Origin of the sequence: Thermanaerothrix solaris (genome assembly GCF_032334255.1) — a bacterium.
GTDB classification, from domain to species: Bacteria; Chloroflexota; Anaerolineae; order Anaerolineales; family Anaerolineaceae; genus Thermanaerothrix; species Thermanaerothrix solaris.
Map to the genome: position 1 here is coordinate 1,120,237 of NZ_JAUHMF010000002.1, position 18,883 is coordinate 1,139,119.

Sequence of the window (18,883 nt, forward strand, 5' to 3'; positions counted from 1 at the left end):
GTTATCCTTCCGATTCTGGGGGTGAAACCTGTAAGGTTGTTTTTAATTCAGACAGATAATGGCGCAATTCTGGTAATGTTTCAGCAATGGCTTCAACGAGAGCCGGAGCGTCCTGGAGGCGACTTTGACGAGCCATTTGCTCTAATTGGGTGCAGTATCCCACCAGGCTAGTGGCTTCAAAGTTGGCGGCAACGCCCTTGAGGTTATGGGCTAATAATCTGAGGGTGGCAGCATCGTTCTTCTGTGCCGCGTATCGAAGTTCTTTGACTTTTTGTGCCGTTTGTTCGACAAAGGCTTCAAACATTTCAATTAAGAAGGCGGGTTCATGACCGAAACGGGGAAGAATGGTTTCCAGGTAATTGGGATGACCTAAGGGGAAGCGGCGACTGTTGGGTGTTTCCATAATTTGCGATGGAAGAGGGGATGGCGAGCGGAGTGCATCCGGGGCAATGTGTTGAGGAGATGGTGAAATGGGAACAGGAGTTTCCATGCTTTGTAGCCTCTCGGCGCGATCAGGGTAGAGCCAGCGCAAAATGGTATCGTAGAGCTGCGGGGGTCTTATAGGTTTGGCAAGATAATCATCCATGCCACAAGCCAGGCAGCGTTGGACATCTTCGCGAAAAGCGTGGGCAGTCATGGCGATAATAGGTGTATGGCGGGTGTTTCCCTCGTGGGCGCGAATTTGCAGCGTAGCCTCATAGCCATCCATGATCGGCATTTGCACGTCCATGAGGATCAGGTCGTATGTTTTATGGCGGATAGCGTCCAGGGCCTGGACACCATTTTCGGCGGTATCCACTTGATATCCTGCCTTCGTCAGTAGGTTAACGACGACTTTCGCGTTTATGGGGTTATCTTCGACTAGGAGGATGAGTTTCCGTTCAGATGGAGACGGGGGACGAATGGCTGTGGAGGTGGATGGTGTTGCCATGGACTGTTGGGTTAGTAGGGAGAGCAATACCTGATAAAGCGCTTGAAGGCGGATAGGTTTTAGTAATTGTGCCTGACAGTGTAACTCTTGCACCTGGGCACGGGTATACGTGCGGTTCAACGGTGTGACCAAAATAATTGGAAGATAAGATGAGGCTTGGGTCTCACGCAGGCGAGCGATTAAGCCCTCACCCTCGGCTTCTAGGAAGCGTGTATCCAGTAATAAAAGGTTATAAGGAACCTGATCTTGATTCCTTTCGTTCAAGAGGCGTAGCCCTTCTTCGGGATTGCGGGCGGTGGTGATTTGCCAGCCAAGGGCGCCGATGATCTCCGAAAGGAGCAGGCGGTTGTGAGTATTGCCCTCGATAACCAGGAGACGCTGCGGTGGCAAAGCCGTTAGCGCCGGAGGAGGTAGCTCATGGGCTATATCCTGCTTGGGCAGGGTCAAGTTAAAGGAAAATAGACTGCCTCGGTTAGGTTCACTGATAAGGGATATCTTGCCTCCCATTAGTTCAACAAGTTGAGACGAGATGGCTAAGCCCAAACCGGTGCCTCCATAACGCCGCGTGGTGGACATGTCGGCCTGGGTGAAGCGTTCGAATATCGCGGCCTGACGTTCAGGAGGAATGCCAATCCCGGTATCTTGGACTGAGAATGTGAGAGTCACGTGAGTGCGAGATTCGGAGATTCGCTTAGCGCGAAGGACAACTTCCCCCTGCTCGGTGAACTTAACCGCATTACCCACCAGATTGGTCAAAACTTGGCGCAAGCGGTTGGCATCCCCTCGTAATAACGTGGGCACATCGGGGGGAATGTGGCAAATCAGTTCCAGATTTTTGCTGGCGGCACGTTGGGCTAAAGTGCTTGCCACACCCTCCATAACAGTGCGGAGATTAAAATCGGCAATTTCCAACTCCATCCGCCCGGCTTCGATTTTGGAAAGATCCAGGATATCGTTAAGCAGGGTAAGAAGATTCTCGGCACTTTCTAGTGCGGCGCGTAAATATTCGGCCTGCTCGGGGGAAAGGTCGCTTTCCAGTGCCAGGTTGAGCATGCCGATAATGCCGTTTAATGGCGTACGAATTTCATGGCTCATGTTAGCCAGGAACTCACTTTTTGCCAAGTCGGCTTCTTCGGCCTTGCGACGGGCGCGCACCAGTTCGGTAATATTGTGATAAAGGGCGAGAAACCCCAATGTTTGACCGTGGACGATGACCGGAACGCCGAAAATCTCCACATCTATCAGTTGCCCGTTCTTAGTAACACAGCGCGATACGCTGTGATACACTTCACCGCGTTGCATGCTACGGTTGAACTCTTGAGGGGTGTGCCGATGGGTCTCCGGGGTGATCAGGTGATCCAGATGGCCTCCCAACACTTCAGTCTGCGTATAGCCGAATAGGCGCTCGAAGGCGGGATTGCATGCGACCACGGTGCTGTCTAAGGCTAGAGTAACAATGGCAACCGGGCTGTTTTGGAAGATGCCCTCAAAGTACTGCTTCTGGCGTTGTATTTCGGCTTCGGCACGGCGGTGTTGCTCGATATCGCGGAAGATAAACACCTGCCCCTGGGTGTTGTCTTCGAGTTGAAAGGGATGCGCGGTCACTTCAAACCAGCCATATTGGGAGGGCATTGAGAGGGGCAGATGAGAGGATCTGGGATTGCGAAACGCTTCAATGACCCCAGGAAAATAGGCGTCCATCACCTGCCCAATGATGGTTGTATAGGGTTGCTTGAGCCGGACAGATGTGGCTTGGTTACAGCGGATAATTTTTCCATTCGAATCGGTCAGGATAATCGGATCGGGGATGGCATCGAAGGTGGTTTCCCATTCGCGTTTGGCACGGCTGATAATGGTTTCGGCTTGATGGCGTTCTAGGATTTCACGTTGAGCTTGCTCTTTCGTGGTGTGCAATTCCGCCGTTCTTTCATTAAGGGCGGTGAGGAGGGCGCGGGTATGATGGTTCAAGCGGTCAAGATCATGACCGGCCTTGAATAAGGTCATACTTATGACCAGAGCAACGGCATCTATAAGCCAAAGCCAGGGTGTTTGGATTTGGATTTGGATAAAGGCGGAGAGGTCAAAGGAAAGGCGACGCAGCGCTAGCACGAGCCAAGTGACTAGGATGGGGAGGGTTAAGATTAGCCAACCAGTGACTTGGAGCCACCGTGATAGCCAGGCCGAGTACTGAGGAGGCTGTGAGCGGGTAGGTGAGGGAGGGGTAAAAGGTACCATGGCCAGTATGGATGGAAAACTGGGCTTGCAAAAGGCAATCTTTCATGTTGGTTGAAAGGGGGAAAGATAGATGGTGTAGTGTCAACCCCCGGAGGATGCTATGGCAGTGGCGAGAATCGTCTTTGATCTTCTCATATTATAATTGACGCGGCAATCAATTGCTTGTATAATCCAGGGCTTTGTCGGATCGTAAAAGTAGGAGGCCTGAAGGGTTTTCTATGAATATTGAAGGTCGTGGTAGTACGACGATTGTGCACCGCGAGACAGAATATAAACCGCCGCGTTCCTGGCGCACCTGGCTGATCGGTCGTCCTCTTCCCACCGCTGATGCTCCCCATCAGACAATCGGCAAGTTCATCGGTTTAGCGGTCTTTGCCTCGGATGCCCTGTCCTCGACCGCTTATGCGACCCAGGAAATGTTGGTCATCCTGGCTGTACTGGGGACGACGGCCTATGGTTATGTCTTCCCGCTCTCCCTGGCGATTGTTATCCTCTTGGCCATTGTTACCCTTTCGTATGAGCAAACCATCCACGCCTATCCCAATGGTGGTGGTGCTTACATTGTCTCTCGTGAGAACCTGGGTACATGGCCGGCGCGTGTCGCTGGTGCAGCCTTATTGACTGACTATATCCTCACGGTTGCGGTTTCGGTTTCCTCTGGGGTGGCCCAAATTGTTTCCGCCTATCCGGTACTTTTCCCCTGGCGGGTTTGGATCTCAGTGGGTTTTATCCTTTTTATTATGTTGATTAACCTGAGGGGAGTAAAAGAGTCTGGGGCAACCTTTGCTATCCCCACGTACTACTTTATCGTAACTATGTATCTAACAGTCGGGGTAGGCTTATTTCGCTATTTCACAGGGTCATTAGGCGTGGTTCAGAATCCGCCCCCGCTTGAGGTTTTACATTTAGGGGAAGGCTTCTCGATTTTCCTTCTATTGCGTGCTTTTGCAAGTGGAACGGCAGCGCTCACCGGGGTTGAAGCGATATCTAACGGCATCCCTGCCTTTAAAGAGCCACGTTCTCACAACGCGGGTATTACCCTGATCATCATGTCCACCATTTTGGGGTCACTTTTATTGGGAATTTCGTTCCTAAGCGCTCACATTCAAGCCGTGCCCTCTGAAATTGAGACGGTTATTTCTCAATTAGCGCGTACGGCTTATGGAGAACGTGGTTTCTTTTACTTTGCAACCATCACCGCTACGACGGTCATCTTGATCTTGGCGGCTAACACGGCCTTCGCCGATTTTCCACGTCTCAGCGCCTTTATGGCAAAAGATAGCCTTTTGCCGCGCCAAATGACCTTTCGTGGCAGTCGTCTAGTGTATTCACGTGGTATTGTCACCTTAGCCGTCCTTGCCTCTCTGCTCATTATTGTGTTTAACGCTAGCGTGACACGTTTGATCCCGCTTTACGCAATTGGTGTGTTCCTATCGTTCACCCTCTCCCAGGCGGGCATGGCGCATCGTTGGTGGAAGGTAGGACACCTCAAGCCAGGTGAGGAAATTCAGGAACGCAGTTCTACGCTGCGTTATGATCCTGCTTGGCAGATCAAGATGCTCATCAATGGGTTTGGGGCGCTTTGCACCGGGGTGGTGATGATCATCTTTGCGGTGACGAAGTTTGCCGATGGGGCGTGGATTGTGGTGCTGGTGATTCCCAGCCTGGTGGCGATGTTTACCGCGATTGAGACTCATTACCATCACGTGGCACAACGCCTCTCGTTGGAGCATTATGGAGCACCGCCGCGTATTGCGCGCCATCGTATTATTTTGCCTATCTCTGGCGTTCACCGCGGAACTTTGGCGGCATTACGGTATGCGCGGACGCTCTCGGATGACATTACTGCCGTGCACGTATCTATAGATCCAGAAGAGGCTGAAAAAGTACGCCGCAAGTGGGAAGTATGGGGCGATGGCGTGCGCTTGGTAGTGTTGGATTCTCCCTACCGTCTCTACATTGAGCCCTTGTTGGAATACATTGACGAGGTCCATCGCCAGCGCCAACCCAACGAAGTTATCACCGTGGTGGTGCCGGAATTTGTCTCCCATCACTGGTGGAGCGGCATTTTGCACGCCCGAGCAGCGGTGACGTTGCGTGCGGCGTTGCTCTTTCACAAGGATTTGGTCATCACGAGTGTGCCCTATCAAATTGATTGACGTTCCCAGGGAGGTTTAGACTCTTATGGATATCATTGTCGTAGGATGTGGTCGGTTGGGTTCACAATTGGCCTATCGTTTGTTCAAGTCCGGCCACGAAGTGGCCGTCGTGGATTCCAACCCGCAGGCTTTCAACAATTTGCCCCCGGATTTTAGTGGACGGCTGCACGAGGGCGATGCGATGGGGCAGGATGTGCTGTTGCGGGCAGGTATTGAAAAAGCCCATGCGCTGGCGGCGGTGACCAATTCTGATCCGTTGAATGCCGTGGTAGGGCACATTGCGCGTTCGGTATATCACGTCCCGCATGTGGTGGTGCGTAACTATGACCCTCACTTCCGCCCGATTTTTGAGGCGTTTGGCTTACAGACGGTGAGTTCGACGTCGTGGGGGGCACAGCGCATTGAAGAATTAATCGCCGGCGGTGATATCCGGGCTGTGTTTTCTGCCGGTAATGGCGAGGTGGAAATTTACGAGGTGGATATTCCCGAAGCGTGGAACGGTTATCCGATTAAGGAACTTGTACCTTCTAAGGAATGTATCCTGGTGGCGCTCAGCCGAGCCGGTAGGGCGTTTTTACCGGCACCGGAGTTTGCTTTGATGACCGGTGATGTGTTGGTGGTTGGAGCAACGTTTGAAGGGATTACGGCTCTACGTAAGGCATTGCAAGAAGGGACGAGGTGAGGCTATGTTTGTCATCATCGCGGGTGGTGGTCGTACTGGGGCGCAATTGGCGCGTATCTTGGTTAGCCAGAGTCATAAAGTGCATTTGATCGAACATCGCAAAGAGGTTTTAGCGCGCATCCATCGCGAATTACCCACTGAGGTGGTCTACGAGGGGAATCCGATTGAACCTTGGGTGTTGGAACAGGCCGGAATCCGGGAAGCCGATGTGCTGGCGGCTTGCACTCAATCGGATGAGGTGAACCTGACGTTATGTTACTTTGCCCGTTGCCGCTATCAGGTGCCGCGCACAATTGCCCGGATCAACAATCCTCACAATGCCTGGTTGTTTGATGAGAAATTCCACGTGGATGTGGCCGTAAATCAGGCTGAGATCATGGCCGCGATTATTGAAGAGGAAATGTCATTAGGGGATATGCTAACGCTGTTGAAGTTGCGTCGCGGGCATTACTCGTTAGTGGAGGAAAAGATTTTACCCGGTGCAAAGGTCATTGGAATCCCGATAAAGGATTTGAAACTTCCAGAACATTGTGTCATTGCAGCCATCATTCGCAACGGGGAAGTTATTGTGCCGCGTGGAGTGACGGCCATTGAACCCGGGGATGAGATCCTGGCAGTGATAGATCATGAAGGCGCTAAACAGTTAGCCGAGTTACTCTCGCCGCCGGAAGAAACCTGAACCATTAAGGCAATAGGTTGACATTCCCCTGGCTGGGATTAAATTTATAAGTTGAGGAGGTTGTCATGGTGGCCAGGGTAATTTTGCTGGTGGTGGCGTATTTGATAGGCTCTATCCCCACAGCAGTGCTGCTCTCGCGAGCAGTGCTGGGTAAAGACATTCGTTATTTGGGGGATGGCAATATGGGATCGCGTAACGTGGCCCAGGTAATGGGTTGGCGTTACGGTCTTATTGTGTTCACGGTAGATTTTAACAAAGGCATCTTAGCGGTAATACTGGCCCGAGCATTAGGCTTTTCGCTCGAATGGCAGTTGCTGGCGGCTGGCTGTGCAGTGTTGGGGCATGACTTTCCGGTGTTTGTGGGTTTCCGCGGCGGTCAGGGACTAGCCACCATTTTAGGTATTTTGTTTATCTTCTTACCGGCAGAATTCCTGGGAGCATTGGTGGCATTTTTAATGGTTTATGCGTTTTCGCACCATCTTGATCTTAGTGTTGGCGTGGGGATCGGCTTATTGATCTCATTTGCATTGGTACTTAAAGAACCGCCAGCGGTCATTTTTGCTTCAGTTACCATGGTCCTTACTATCCCTCTAAAGAAATATGTGATTGACCGCTCGCACCGTGCCTGGGTGCAGGCTCAGGCTAATACCTATGAGGAGACTCAATGCCATCTACCGAAGGTGTGACCCCTCTATCATTGGCGGGCTGAAGAAAACGTCTAAAGGATTTATCTCTAAAATTTAGGGTATAATTCAACTTTGCTGAGTTGAGCCAAACAAAAAGATGTGAGGTGATATAGCAATGCCGAAGCGAACTTATCAACCCAAAATTCGTCGCCGGGTGAGGGTGCATGGTTTCCGCGCTCGCATGGCCACGGCAGATGGACGAAAGGTGCTGAAGCGGCGCCGTCTCAAAGGACGCTATCGCGTTACAGTCACCATGAACGAGCACGTTAAAAAGATTCGGTGGTAGTCATTGATTGGAACTGGGTGGTTCCTTGCCCGGCTTGCACCATATGTGAACGGGTGTATGGGTGAAACGCAAATACCGATTGAAACGCGCCAACGATTTCAGACGCGTTCGAGCCGAGGGAAAATCTCTTGGGCATCCGCTGATGGCGCTAGCGTTTGTTCCCAATGGTTTGCCATATTCACGAGTTGCGGTCGTAGCCGGGCGCAGTGTGGGCAGGGCTGTTCGACGCAATCGCGCCAAACGACGATTGAGGGCTTGCGTCGAGCAGCTTTTCCCACATGTTCAACCAGGATGGGACGTGATCGTGTATGCCCGCCCAGGCGTGATTGAAGCGCCCTTTGGAACGCTTTTAGAAACGATGGAGTATTTGCTCCGTCGGGGTGGCCTGTGGCAGGCATTGGCTGTGCAAGAATCAGTTGAAACAAGTCATGAGCGATTATCCGAATGAACCCCGCTTGCGGGATTTACCGCTGAATCTTTTTACACTGCCACGTTGGTTGTTGTTGGCTTTGATCCGACTCTATCAACTGCTTGTTTCACCTGCCCTACCTCCCAACACCTGTCGTTTTTACCCCACCTGTTCCCATTATGGGTATCAGGCGATTTATAAGCATGGGGTTATTAAGGGAACAGCATTGGCGGTATGGCGGGTTTTGCGCTGCAATCCATTTAATCCGGGTGGTTATGACCCGGTACCATGATTCTTCTTGAGGTAATGTAGGGATAACATCCATGAAGCGTCGGTCAAAAATTTTCTGGTTTGTGAATGTGGTGCTCATTGCGTTGTTGTTGGGGGGATGCGCAGGAACCCTGGCGTCTTCTTCCTGGCCGGGAGTAACCGTGGTGGAAGAAACAGCCTATGTTGCTTATGGAAATCACGTCTATGCGCTCCGCGTTAGTGATGGTAGCATGCTCTGGCGCTTTCCGGAGAAGGCTGAAGGGCAGCGACTTTTCTTTGCCGCTCCGGCGATTGCAGACGGGCATTTAGTGGTAGGGGATTATCTAGCCGTTCTTCATAGTCTGGATCCCCAAACCGGCCAGGAACAATGGACGTTCACCGGGGCTCAAGGGCGTTGGATAGCCAGCCCACTGGTTTTGGATTCGCGCATTTATGCGCCGAATGCCGATCACCATTTGTATGCGTTAGATCTCCAAGGTAACCTGCTTTGGAAATTTAAGGCTTCAAAAGCCCTTTGGTCACAACCAGTGAGTGATGGTCGGAGAATCTACCAGGCCTCGATGGATCATTTTCTCTATGCATTGGATCCTTCTACCGGGCAAAAGATATGGGCGCGGGACCTCGGGGGGGCGGTAATTTACTCCCCGGTATTGAGTGACGAGGGGATCATCTATATCTCGACCTTGGCTCGCAACGTCCTGGCCATTCGGGCTGAGGATGGAAGCATCATTTGGCAGAAGGCCTTTGAGAACAACTTCTGGTCGCAGCCTTTACTTCAGGGTGATCGGCTTTACCTGGGGGATTTGGGGGGCAAGGTGTATGCGATCTCGGCCCAGGATGGTACGGTTGTCTGGGAAAATAATCTGGGTGAGCCGCTTACCGGTGCCCCAACCTGGTTGGATGGAGAGGTGGTCTTTACCACAGAGAATGGGAAGGTGGTCGCGTATAGTGAAGATGGCAACCAGAAATGGAAGGTTACCCTCGAGGGTAAACTTTATAATGGTCCTGTGGTTGCCAATAGCCATTTGCTGGTTGGTATTGCCCAGGGCAAAGTCTTGGTTCAGGCATTGACCGCTGGCGGGCAACAAGCCTGGGCGTTTGAGCCTCCAAAATAGGTAGGATGGGTAAAAGTTATGTGGGACGCGTTGATTATTACGCCTTTTGTCAATGTATTGTTGTTTATTTACAACCTGGTAGGCCAGAATTTTGGTCTGGCGATCATTCTCTTTACGTTGCTGATTCGCCTGATCACGCATCCCTTGATGGTTAAGCAGATCAAGGGTGCGAAGGCCATGCAGGAACTACAAAAGAATGAAAAGTGGCTCAAAATTCAAGAGAAATACAAAAACGATCGTGAGAAGTTGGCGCAGGAGCAAATGGCGCTTTATCGCGAATTGGGTATCAACCCCTTTGCATCCTGTTTGCCGACACTGATCCAATTCCCGATCATCATCGGCTTGTATCAGAGCCTGATTATCGCATTGGCAAGCACTCCGATCGAACTTCTGAATCTAATTCGCCACATATACCCGGCTCTGCTTAAGGTTGAAGCCCTTATTCCATTAAATAGTCAATTTCTATGGATGGATTTAGGGCTACCCGAGCGTTTGGTGTTGCCGTTTTTACCGGTCGGTATACCGGTGTTGGCGGTTGTAGTGACTGTGACCACATATTTACAGGGTAAATTGATGACACCGCCAAGTGCGAATCCCAAGGATCAGTCGGCGATGTTCTCAAATATGATGAATCTCTACATGCCATTTCTAATGGGCTATCTGGCTTTGACTTTAGCATCGGGGCTGGCGCTTTATTTTGTCGTCTCTAACCTTATTGGTATCCTCCAATATGCGCTGTTGGGACAACTGAATTGGCAAAATATCCTCCCCAAGCGGGCCAGCGAAAAACCCTCTAAAGCGGGGGCGAAAAAATAAAACGTGAAATATCACCATAATGAGGCGGTCTTATGAAACAAGAGCGAACGACTCTGGAGGTCATTGCACCGACCGTTGAGGAAGCCATTGCGCGTGGATTGAGTCAATTAGGGCTTTCCCAGGAGCAGGTGGAGGTGGAAGTATTGGATCCGGGTAGTCGGGGTTTTCTGGGAATCGGCAGCCGCCAAGCGAGGGTGAAACTCTCGGTCAAGGCGGCCGGCGAGGCTCAGGCCTCTGTTCGGTCAGACGTCAGTGGGGCTGGTACTCTAGAAGAGGAATACCCGACTGAGGCAGGAATGCCCTTGGGACAATGGGATGAACAAAAAGCCCTTGAGGTGGCACAACGGGTTGTTGGTGAATTGCTTGAAAAGATGAAAGTACAGGCACGATTGCGGGTTCGCATTCAACCCCCACAAGAAGAGAATGCTCAACCTGCGGTTTGGGTCGAAGTTCAAGGGGATGATTTGAGCATTTTAATCGGGCGCCGTTCGGAGACGCTGAATGCATTGCAGTATATCAGCAGTTTGATTGTGAGCCGCGAAATGGGGGTTTGGGTGCCGCTCATTATTGACGTACAGGGATATCGTGCCCGGCGTGAACGGCAGTTGCGTATCCTGGCGCGGCGAATGGCTGAACAGGCCGTGCTCACCGGACGGCGGCAGGTGCTGGAACCTATGCCGGCGAACGAACGCCGTATCATTCATCTGGAACTGCGTGATCATCCGGACGTGGTGACCGAAAGCATTGGCGAGGAGCCCAATCGTAAGGTCACGATTGTGCCCAAGCGTCACTCCAGACGACCTTAGTGACAACAAACCTCCCCCGACGGGGAGGTTTTAACTTATGGAGCCACGATGACGTTTCATTGGAGTGATCCTCAGGATGGTATTTTGCTTTTTCTGCTGGTGCTTCTGGCGATTGCGTGTTCCAATCTGTGGTTCTTCAAACGGCCCTTTGCGTCTTTTCGTATTTCCCATTGGCCGCAAGTGGCTGTGTTAATTCCAGCGCGAAATGAAGCGCATAACCTTCCCCAATGTTTAGAGAGTGTGTCTCAGCAGGACTATCCCGGCGCGTTAGAAGTGTGGGTGTTGGATGATGACTCTAACGATGGAACGGGAGAGATAGCCACGCAGTTTGCCGCTAAGGACAGCCGCTTTCACTACCTGCGCGGGTTGCCCTTGCCGGAAGGATGGTTAGGAAAACATTGGGCTTGTCAACAATTGGCCGAAGCCACTAAGGCGGAGATCCTACTGTTCCTGGATGCGGATACAACTCTTGCCCCGTCTGCTGTGCAAAAAGCCGTGGCGACCTTTGAATTGGACCAGATTGATTTGCTCTCGCTAGTTCCTTATGAGGTTATGCAGACATGGGGCGAACGCCTGATTCAGCCCTTTTTCCTATGGGCAATGCTGGCGTTTTATCCGTTGGGGCTGGCATTTCGTCTTCGGTGGGCAGATTTATCCTTCACGATTGGTCAGTTTTTGTTGATTCGGCGACAAACTTATTTTGCCATTGGTGGGCATGCGGCGATTCGAAGTATCGTTGTGGATGATTTAGCGTTAGGTCGCAATACCGTCAGAGCGGGCTTTCGATGGCGCTTGATGGATGGAGGTGAATTGGTGCGTTGTCGAATGTATCGCTCTTGGCGTGAGGTGTTTGCGGGTTTTGCAAAAAATTTATTTGCGGTTTTCAATTATCGGGTGTTACCGTTCCTTTTCGTCTTGGGCTGGTTAGGGTGGGTCTTTCTCCAACCGTGGGTGGTGATCGGGATGTATGGGTTGGGTATTCCTTCGGTGTTTAGTCTGCAAAAGGCCTTGGAGGCCGTGCTAACCTCATTAACGCTCTTTGGACTTATTTATGCCCGTTTGAGGATCCCTGTTTACCTTACACTCTTCTATCCTTTTACCATAGGCATAAGCGTCCTAATTGGTTTATACTCATGCATACTTACCTTGCGAGGTGTTTCAGCCTGGAAGGGGCGGCGATTGGTCAAGCCGCGCATTCGTTGGTTATGATCTTTGACGTGGAGGGTTTCACGTGCGAGCGGTAGACATCATTATCAAAAAACGAGATGGGCTGGAACTTAGCCGGGAGGAAATAGAGTTTTTCATCCGTGGGATGGTTTCGGGCGAGATCCCGGACTATCAGGTCGCGGCCTGGGCGATGGCCGTGATGCTTCGGGGAATGACCGAGCAAGAAACAACTGACCTGACCTTAGCGATGGCCTACTCCGGCGAGGTTTTAGACTTAAGTCAAATTGTGCCCGTGGCGGTAGATAAACACTCTACCGGTGGGGTAGGGGATAAGACAACCTTGGTGGTCGAACCCACTGTGGCGGCTTGTGGTCTACCAGTTGGGAAAATGTCCGGGCGTGGGTTGGGTTTTAGCGGAGGCACAATAGATAAAATGGAGTCCATTCGCGGATTTCGGGCTACCCTCAGTGTAGAAGAGTTTCTTTTCAACCTGAAAACCTATGGGATTGTTTTGAGTGCCCAAACGGCGAACCTGGCGCCTGCGGATGGCATTCTTTATGCTTTACGCGATGTTACGGGAACTGTGCCATCTATTCCTTTGATTGCTTCCTCAATCATGAGTAAAAAGATTGCGGCGGGCGCGCAGGCGATCGTGTTAGATGTAAAAGTAGGCAAAGGGGCGTTCATGCGTACCCTGGATGAGGCGCGCCGCTTGGCCGAATTGATGGTGGCAATAGGAAAATTAAGTGGACGACGTGTGATTGCGCTACTCAGTGATATGAATCAACCCCTGGGAAGGGCAGTAGGAAATGCCTTGGAGGTTAAAGAAGCCATCAGAACTCTGCACGGAGATGGACCTGCTGATTTTATCGAGCACTGCCTGGTGGTGGCTAGTTATATGCTGGTGCTTGGCGGTAAAGCCAAAGATTTAGATCAAGCCCGTCAGATGGCGGAAGAAGCGATCCAGGAGCGCCGAGCCTGGGAGAAATTCCGCACCTTAGTCAAAGCGCAGGGAGGGGATGTTGAACAGGTGGATCACCCGGAACTTCTCCCTCAGGCCAAATATATCGAGACGGTGAAATCGCCCAAAAGCGGCTACCTGAGCCAGGTAGATGCTCAACGGGTAGGCGAAACAGCTCTATTCCTTGGTGCAGGGCGGGCTAAAAAAGGCGACCCGATTGATCATGCGGTAGGGATAGAGGTGTTGCGCAAGGTGGGAGATTTCGTTGCATTGGGAGAGCCTTTGTTTGTCATCCACGCCAACCATTCTGATCACGTTGCCGTGGCGGGAGAACAACTGCTTACAGCGTGCCAGTGGAGTGATCAGCCGGTGAAGCCTTTGCCACTCTTCTATGGGGTGGTGGGTGACCTTCCGGTTGAAGAAGAGAAATCGTAAACAATCATACGTACCATGGTGCAAGAGGGCAAACCTCGTTCTGAAGGAATACACGTAACCGATACCGAGGGGGAGCGTATCCCAATAACGCACCTCAGTCAGGTGGCTGCCGTAATTTGTTTGGGATATGCTGCTTTGCCCTTCCTGCACCCCCCGTTAGAGTCGCCCGTCTTGTCATTACCCGGTTTCCTCCTTATTTTGCCGGTTTCTCTTTCCAGTCTGCCGGCCGTTTGGGTAACGTTGTTGGTCATAAGCGGTATGGATTGGATTTTACAAGAGCGCGAAGACCCTTTACCCTTACGCTCCCGTGTGGTACATTGGCCGCTACCGGCGCTGGTGGCTTGGGCTCTGAGTGTTCCATTGGGGACGCTTCAGGTAGGACTTCAGTGGTGGCTGATCTTTGGGTTAGGTAGCGGGTTGTTAATTGCGGTTATGGCTGCTGAGTATGTAGCGGCAGGACGTGTCGGGGCAGGGCAGTTTTGGGCCTATATTACCCTTACCGCGGCCTCTTTTGCCCTCTTTTTAATTCTTGCGGTGACTCTGCGTGCCACCGGTACGCGCTTGTATCTTCAATGGTTGGTGCTGGTGCCCGCCATTATGCTGATTGTTTTGCGGCATCTCTCCTTGCGTTTGACCGAACGGTGGGCTTGGGAATGGGCAGCAGTGGTAGGGCTATTGATGGTTCAAATTTCTACTGGTCTCCATTACCTTCCCCTAAAACCCTTGTCCTATGGGTTAACTTTAACAGGTTTGGCTTACGCTTTGACCAGCCTGGCAGGGGCGCTTGAGGAGGGACGTCCCTGGCGTAGTGCGTGGGTGGAGCCGGTGGTCATGTTATCGGTTTTGCTGTTATTAGCGGTTGTTCTTGAACGCTGATGGAACGGTCTTTGCGTTTATCCGCCAAGCAGAAGGCGATAATATTAGAGCATGTTGTGCATTGCGTTCCTGAAGAAGCCTGTGGCTTGCTAGGGGGGTGTGGCTCTATTGTAAAGCGCATTATTCCAGTGACCAATCGTCTCCACAGCCCGGTACGCTTTTATATGGAGCCCACTGAACTTCTAAAGGCATTAGAGGCGCTGGAAGAAGAAGGGTTGGAGTTAGTAGGGATTTTTCATTCGCATCCCCATGGGCCTGCAGTGCCCTCCGAGACGGATTTGAACGAGTTCGCTTACCCGGAAAGTCTGATGGTGATTCTTTCACCCCAAGGTAAGGATTGGCAACTGCGTGCTTTTGAAATTGACACGGAGCATCACGCCTTTCGTGAGGTTGATGTAGTTATAGAAAAAGAGTAACTTTAAAGAGGAGTTCGGGTTTGGAAAAGAGGAGGTAAACAATAATGTCAGAAGTCGTGAAGATTCTGCTCAGTCTGTTAGGATCATACCTGGTTGGAGCCATTCCTTTTGGGTTGATCGTGGTATGGGTGGCGCGGCGTCAAGATGTACGCCGTATTGGGAGTGGTCGCACTGGGGGAACAAATGTCATGCGTGCGGCAGGATGGCTAGCCGGGGCCATTACAGCCATTTTGGATGTGCTGAAGGGGGTGGCAACAGGATGGATAGCACGAGCGCTGGTGCCTGAAAATCCCTGGGTTTTAGTGGGTTCGGCACTGCTGGCTGTTGTTGGTCACAATTATTCGGTGTTTCTGATCGAAAAACGCGAGCAAGGCGGGATCCGTTTCAAGGGTGGCGCGGGGGGAGCAACCGCATTTGGCGGCGCCATTGCCATATGGCCTCCCATATGGATGTATATCCTTCCAATTGGTGTGCTGGTATATCTTTTTATGGGTTATGCTTCGGTAACCACGATTAGCGTTGCGGTGGTCACCACGGTGGTGTTCACGGTTCGGGCGCTTCAGGGCGAGGCGACGTGGATTTATGTCCTTTATGGGGTAGCCGTCCTGGGGGTAGTGTTATATGCCCTGCGACCTAACCTTGAGCGCTTGCGACGAGGGACTGAACGCGCTGTAGGGCTGAGAGCCTATCTCCAAAAACGCCACGGACAGCGCGGTGGCTCTTCGATGAATTCCGGTAACCAGAATGCGATGCCGTGAAGTCTGTTTAGTCGCTGGCGGGAGCGGATTGGGAAACCGGTGTCCCTTCTTCACGGCTGAGTAAACGATATAAGTAACGCACGTTGCGGCGGTGGAGTTCACGGGCTAACCCACCGAGATAGACATGACTCTTTCCGCAGGATTCGATATCAATGGTGTCCAGGATTTCCTGCGGGTTGCGTCGTTTGAGCGCAGCACGCACAGCTTTGCGCACGGCGCTCAGGTAGACCAGGTTTTCGCGCACGGCTTCGTCTATTTCTCCGCGCAAAATAATATCACCGTGACCTTGGACGATGTTTTCCAACCCCATTTTCCCAATGGCGCGGATAGTATCTGCAAGGGTGTCTAGATCACCATCCACAAAATAGGGTAGGGGTAAGAATGCGTCGCCGGCAAAAAGCACGCGATCTTCCTCCACTAACACCGAGATGCCATCAGCACTGTGCCCGGGCGTAGGAAAGAGCACCAGATTTTTCTTGCCCACCCGTAGGGAAAGAGAGCCGTGCTCAAAGGTGAGGTGGGGCAGGATTAGTTTGACTTGCTTGAAGGCGGCATTTTGGCGGCGGGCCGACTCAAGGGCGGCAGGGCCGCGCTGTTCAAGCAGTTGACGGCAGAGCGTGTGGCTGATGACCGTAGCCCCAGGGAAAAAACCGTTTCCCCAGGCATGATCAGCGTGATAATGGGTGTTGATAATGTAGCGTACCGGCACGCCCAATTGTTCTTCAATAAAGGCGCGCATAGCAAGGGTCTCTTCCGGAAGCGCCAGGGTGTCAATTAATACCGCCCAGTGAGGGCCGGTTACGGCGCCGGCGGTAACCTGGGCGTAGATGTCGCTTTGGAACCAGTAAACGTTTTCGGAGATGCGTTCGCGTTGCATGCTTACACCTGCGGAGAAGATTAGAGTGCGTCCCCTACTGACGACTTTTGGGTAAAAAGGGGGCACGGCATTAACAATAGCATAAACGCGGGCAAATGTCAAAAAATTGCCATTGGGGTTTGATCCACTCCGGTAGTTTAAGAATTTGGCTATAATTAGCCTGATGGCATTCTGCGGAGGATAACCATGAACATCGCCAGTTTATTACAAGGATTCGCGTCACTCGTTTGGCTGCTCTTAATTGCTCTTGTGGTTTTAAGTATTGTGCGTGCTGCGCAAAATCGGCCTTTGCGTAAAGCGGGCTCCATGATTTTGGTCACGGCAATAATTGCGGTGGTCTCAAGTCTGATCGCGGCAGGGTTAGTTTTTATTGAGCCTCAGGAGCGGGGGGTGGTTATTTCTGCCATTTCTCCCAAAGGCTACCGTGATCAGGCCCTAGAGCCGGGTCTGCGGTGGGTGATTCCATTTGCGGAGTATGTGGTTCGTTACCCGATCTCAAATCAAACGTACACGATGTCCAAAGTTGCCAGTGAGGGCGATATTGTGGGAGATGATTCGATTGCCGCGCGCACAGCAGATGGGCAGGAAATTTTTGTGGACGCCTCGGTGATCTTTGCAGTAGACCCCCAAAAAGTAGTACAGGTACATATTAAGTGGCAGGACCGTTATGCTCAGGACTTGGTGCGCCCGCTGGCGCGGGGCATCGTACGCGATGCAGTTTCCCAATACGGGGTTGAAGAGGTGGTAAGCGGCAAGCGGTTTGAGTTGGTGGATCGTATCCGGACCACTCTGGCGCAGAAGCTAGAAGAGAATGGTCTGGTGCTGGTGGATTTTGTCCTGCGCAATGTGACGTTCTCGCCTGAGTACGCGGCTTCAGTGGAACAGAAGCAGATTGCCGAGCAGCAGGCGCAGCAAGCGCGATTCATCGTTGAACAGAAAAAGCAAGAAGCGGAACAAGCGCGCCAAATAGCGCAGGGTAAGGCCGATGCGGCGGTTATCGAAGCCAAGGGCCAGGCTGAGGCACGCATTATCCAGGCTAAGGCAGAAGCCGAAGCACTTAAGGTCATTGCAGAAGCCTTGCGCGAAGATCCCGAATTGCTTAACTATCTTTACGTCACAAAACTTTCACCGAATATTCAAGCCCTATTGTTGCCCAGCAACGCACCGTTCATCTTACCGTTGCCAACATCAACCACGCCGACGCCACAACCTCAAGTTACACCCGTTCCATGAGGTGACATATGGTCAATCCTCCCTCGGGGCGTCAGATTCGCTTGACCAGTCTTGCCACTTGTGCGGGTTGAGCCTCCAAGTTAAGCGCAGAAGCGCTGGCGCACGTGTTGCGCCCTCTCAAAGAGGTTTTTAACCCACGGGATTATCCCAATCTCGTGGTCGGTTTGGAACCCCCCGATGATGCAGCGGTTTGGCGGGTTGATGAAACGCACGCCATTGTCGTAACTACAGATTTCTTCACCCCCATTGTGGACGATCCTTACGCCTATGGTGCAATTGCGGCGGCCAATAGCCTCTCGGATGTGTATGCCATGGGAGGTGTGCCGTTTCTGGCGTTGAACATTGCGGCATTGCCGCCTAACCTGCCCCATGACCTGCTGAGCGAGATCCTACGCGGTGGGGCCGAGAAGGCGCGTGAGGCTGGGGTGGTTATCGCGGGTGGACACACCATCCAGGATAAGGAACCGAAATATGGTTTAGTCGTATTGGGTTGGGTTAACCCACAGCAGATGTTCACCAAAAGCGGGGCGCGTCCTGGAGATGTATTGGTATTGAGCAAGCCCCTGGGTTTTGGTGTAACGACGACGGCGCTAAAACGTGACTTAGCCCAACCCGAAGATGTGGAAGAAGCAGTAACTTGGATGATGCGTTTGAATCGCCATGCTGCCGAAATCGGACGTCAGGTTGGCCTGAAAGCCGCTACGGATGTCACTGGGTTCAGTTTGCTGGGGCATGGGCTGGAAATGGCGGATGCCAGCCGGGTCGGACTGCGCATTTACTATGACAAGATCCCCTTTCTCAAAGGGGCACGCGCTTACGCCGAGCAGTGGACGTTCCCGGGTGGTGCATCGGACAATCGCCTTTATTTCGGCGCGCATGTGCGTTTTGCCCCCACATTGGATGAGGCTGCCCAAATGCTGCTTTTTGACCCCCAAACCAGTGGTGGATTACTGATGGCCGTGCCCAAACAGAAATTGGAGTTTCTTCTTACCCAGGCAGAGACGCAAGGGCAACCATTGTGGATCATCGGCGAAGTTGTTGAAGGGCAAGGCATTGAAGTTCTGTAAGCGCCTGGGGCGGTTAATG

18 protein-coding genes and 1 pseudogene are annotated in these 18,883 nt (G+C 52.1%); 17 read left to right on the forward strand and 2 right to left on the reverse strand.

From position 1 onward, the window contains the following. Position 1: 1 nt before the first annotated feature. Positions 2–3,166: a response regulator gene (locus QYE77_RS13415; RefSeq protein ID WP_315625944.1), complete on the reverse strand. Its 3,165-nt coding sequence runs from the start codon at positions 3,164–3,166 to the stop codon at positions 2–4. Positions 3,167–3,384: 218 nt separating this feature from the next. On the opposite strand from QYE77_RS13415, the gene QYE77_RS13420 reads away from it, so the two are divergent. The 15 genes and pseudogenes from QYE77_RS13420 to QYE77_RS13490 all read left to right on the forward strand — a co-directional run bounded on the left by QYE77_RS13420 (position 3,385) and on the right by QYE77_RS13490 (position 15,687). Beyond that, positions 3,385–5,325 carry an APC family permease gene (locus QYE77_RS13420; protein ID WP_315625945.1) on the forward strand — a complete coding sequence of 647 codons (1,941 nt, stop codon included), beginning with the start codon at positions 3,385–3,387 and terminating at the stop codon, positions 5,323–5,325. 25 nt (positions 5,326–5,350) lie between these two features. Further along, positions 5,351–6,007, forward strand: coding sequence for a potassium channel family protein (locus tag QYE77_RS13425; RefSeq protein WP_315625946.1), 657 nt, complete (start codon positions 5,351–5,353; stop codon positions 6,005–6,007). Between the two features lie 4 nt (positions 6,008–6,011). Then, positions 6,012–6,686, forward strand: coding sequence for a potassium channel family protein (locus tag QYE77_RS13430; RefSeq protein ID WP_315625947.1), 675 nt, complete (start codon positions 6,012–6,014; stop codon positions 6,684–6,686). 65 nt (positions 6,687–6,751) lie between these two features. Continuing rightward, entirely contained in the window at positions 6,752–7,372 is a 621-nt protein-coding gene (locus QYE77_RS13435) for a glycerol-3-phosphate acyltransferase (protein WP_315625948.1), read from the forward strand. A 115-nt stretch (positions 7,373–7,487) separates the two neighbouring features. After that, positions 7,488–7,658 (forward strand): 50S ribosomal protein L34, encoded by a 171-nt coding sequence (gene rpmH / locus QYE77_RS13440; protein ID WP_299027293.1) that lies wholly within the window; start codon positions 7,488–7,490, stop codon positions 7,656–7,658. A 61-nt stretch (positions 7,659–7,719) separates the two neighbouring features. Next, positions 7,720–8,106, forward strand: a complete 387-nt coding sequence (gene rnpA / locus QYE77_RS13445; protein WP_315625950.1) for a ribonuclease P protein component — start codon at positions 7,720–7,722, stop codon at positions 8,104–8,106. Between the two features lie 37 nt (positions 8,107–8,143). Next, positions 8,144–8,356: pseudogene (gene yidD, locus QYE77_RS13450) on the forward strand (membrane protein insertion efficiency factor YidD); the annotation flags it as partial. 34 nt (positions 8,357–8,390) lie between these two features. After that, entirely contained in the window at positions 8,391–9,452 is a 1,062-nt protein-coding gene (locus QYE77_RS13455) for an outer membrane protein assembly factor BamB family protein (protein ID WP_315625951.1), read from the forward strand. A gap of 18 nt (positions 9,453–9,470) precedes the next feature. After that, on the forward strand, positions 9,471–10,268 hold the full coding sequence (locus QYE77_RS13460) for a YidC/Oxa1 family membrane protein insertase (protein ID WP_315625952.1): 798 nt from the start codon (positions 9,471–9,473) through the stop codon (positions 10,266–10,268). A gap of 32 nt (positions 10,269–10,300) precedes the next feature. After that, on the forward strand, positions 10,301–11,074 hold the full coding sequence (gene jag / locus QYE77_RS13465; protein ID WP_315625953.1) for an RNA-binding cell elongation regulator Jag/EloR: 774 nt from the start codon (positions 10,301–10,303) through the stop codon (positions 11,072–11,074). A gap of 48 nt (positions 11,075–11,122) precedes the next feature. Then, positions 11,123–12,283 carry a glycosyltransferase gene (locus tag QYE77_RS13470; protein WP_315625954.1) on the forward strand — a complete coding sequence of 387 codons (1,161 nt, stop codon included), beginning with the start codon at positions 11,123–11,125 and terminating at the stop codon, positions 12,281–12,283. 22 nt (positions 12,284–12,305) lie between these two features. Further along, a complete protein-coding gene (locus tag QYE77_RS13475; RefSeq protein ID WP_315625955.1) occupies positions 12,306–13,637 on the forward strand; it encodes a thymidine phosphorylase in 1,332 nt (443 codons plus the stop codon). Between the two features lie 15 nt (positions 13,638–13,652). Beyond that, a complete protein-coding gene (locus tag QYE77_RS13480) occupies positions 13,653–14,513 on the forward strand; it encodes a DUF5656 family protein (protein ID WP_315625956.1) in 861 nt (286 codons plus the stop codon). Next, entirely contained in the window at positions 14,513–14,929 is a 417-nt protein-coding gene (locus tag QYE77_RS13485; RefSeq protein WP_315625957.1) for a M67 family metallopeptidase, read from the forward strand. The genes QYE77_RS13480 and QYE77_RS13485 overlap by 1 nt, the downstream gene beginning before the upstream one ends. Positions 14,930–14,973: 44 nt before the next feature. Continuing rightward, positions 14,974–15,687 carry a glycerol-3-phosphate acyltransferase gene (locus tag QYE77_RS13490; RefSeq protein WP_315625958.1) on the forward strand — a complete coding sequence of 238 codons (714 nt, stop codon included), beginning with the start codon at positions 14,974–14,976 and terminating at the stop codon, positions 15,685–15,687. Positions 15,688–15,694: 7 nt separating this feature from the next. Here QYE77_RS13490 and QYE77_RS13495 read toward each other — a convergent pair whose 3' ends face one another. Beyond that, positions 15,695–16,564 (reverse strand): MBL fold metallo-hydrolase, encoded by an 870-nt coding sequence (locus tag QYE77_RS13495; RefSeq protein WP_315625959.1) that lies wholly within the window; start codon positions 16,562–16,564, stop codon positions 15,695–15,697. A 186-nt stretch (positions 16,565–16,750) separates the two neighbouring features. Here QYE77_RS13495 and QYE77_RS13500 point away from each other — a divergent pair, with 186 nt between their 5' ends. Continuing rightward, a complete protein-coding gene (locus QYE77_RS13500; RefSeq protein WP_315625960.1) occupies positions 16,751–17,797 on the forward strand; it encodes a prohibitin family protein in 1,047 nt (348 codons plus the stop codon). An 8-nt stretch (positions 17,798–17,805) separates the two neighbouring features. After that, on the forward strand, positions 17,806–18,864 hold the full coding sequence (gene selD / locus QYE77_RS13505; protein ID WP_315625961.1) for a selenide, water dikinase SelD: 1,059 nt from the start codon (positions 17,806–17,808) through the stop codon (positions 18,862–18,864). The last annotated feature ends 19 nt before the right edge of the window (positions 18,865–18,883 follow it).

Coding starts and splice junctions, on each gene's coding strand:
- QYE77_RS13415 (WP_315625944.1), bottom strand. CDS start 3,166: ATGGTACCTTTTACCCCTCCCTCACCTACCCGCTCACAGCCTCCTCAG.
- QYE77_RS13420 (WP_315625945.1), top strand. CDS start 3,385: ATGAATATTGAAGGTCGTGGTAGTACGACGATTGTGCACCGCGAGACA.
- QYE77_RS13425 (WP_315625946.1), top strand. CDS start 5,351: ATGGATATCATTGTCGTAGGATGTGGTCGGTTGGGTTCACAATTGGCC.
- QYE77_RS13430 (WP_315625947.1), top strand. CDS start 6,012: ATGTTTGTCATCATCGCGGGTGGTGGTCGTACTGGGGCGCAATTGGCG.
- QYE77_RS13435 (WP_315625948.1), top strand. CDS start 6,752: ATGGTGGCCAGGGTAATTTTGCTGGTGGTGGCGTATTTGATAGGCTCT.
- rpmH (WP_299027293.1), top strand. CDS start 7,488: ATGCCGAAGCGAACTTATCAACCCAAAATTCGTCGCCGGGTGAGGGTG.
- QYE77_RS13455 (WP_315625951.1), top strand. CDS start 8,391: ATGAAGCGTCGGTCAAAAATTTTCTGGTTTGTGAATGTGGTGCTCATT.
- QYE77_RS13460 (WP_315625952.1), top strand. CDS start 9,471: ATGTGGGACGCGTTGATTATTACGCCTTTTGTCAATGTATTGTTGTTT.
- jag (WP_315625953.1), top strand. CDS start 10,301: ATGAAACAAGAGCGAACGACTCTGGAGGTCATTGCACCGACCGTTGAG.
- QYE77_RS13470 (WP_315625954.1), top strand. CDS start 11,123: ATGACGTTTCATTGGAGTGATCCTCAGGATGGTATTTTGCTTTTTCTG.
- QYE77_RS13480 (WP_315625956.1), top strand. CDS start 13,653: ATGGTGCAAGAGGGCAAACCTCGTTCTGAAGGAATACACGTAACCGAT.
- QYE77_RS13485 (WP_315625957.1), top strand. CDS start 14,513: ATGGAACGGTCTTTGCGTTTATCCGCCAAGCAGAAGGCGATAATATTA.
- QYE77_RS13490 (WP_315625958.1), top strand. CDS start 14,974: ATGTCAGAAGTCGTGAAGATTCTGCTCAGTCTGTTAGGATCATACCTG.
- QYE77_RS13495 (WP_315625959.1), bottom strand. CDS start 16,564: ATGCAACGCGAACGCATCTCCGAAAACGTTTACTGGTTCCAAAGCGAC.
- QYE77_RS13500 (WP_315625960.1), top strand. CDS start 16,751: ATGAACATCGCCAGTTTATTACAAGGATTCGCGTCACTCGTTTGGCTG.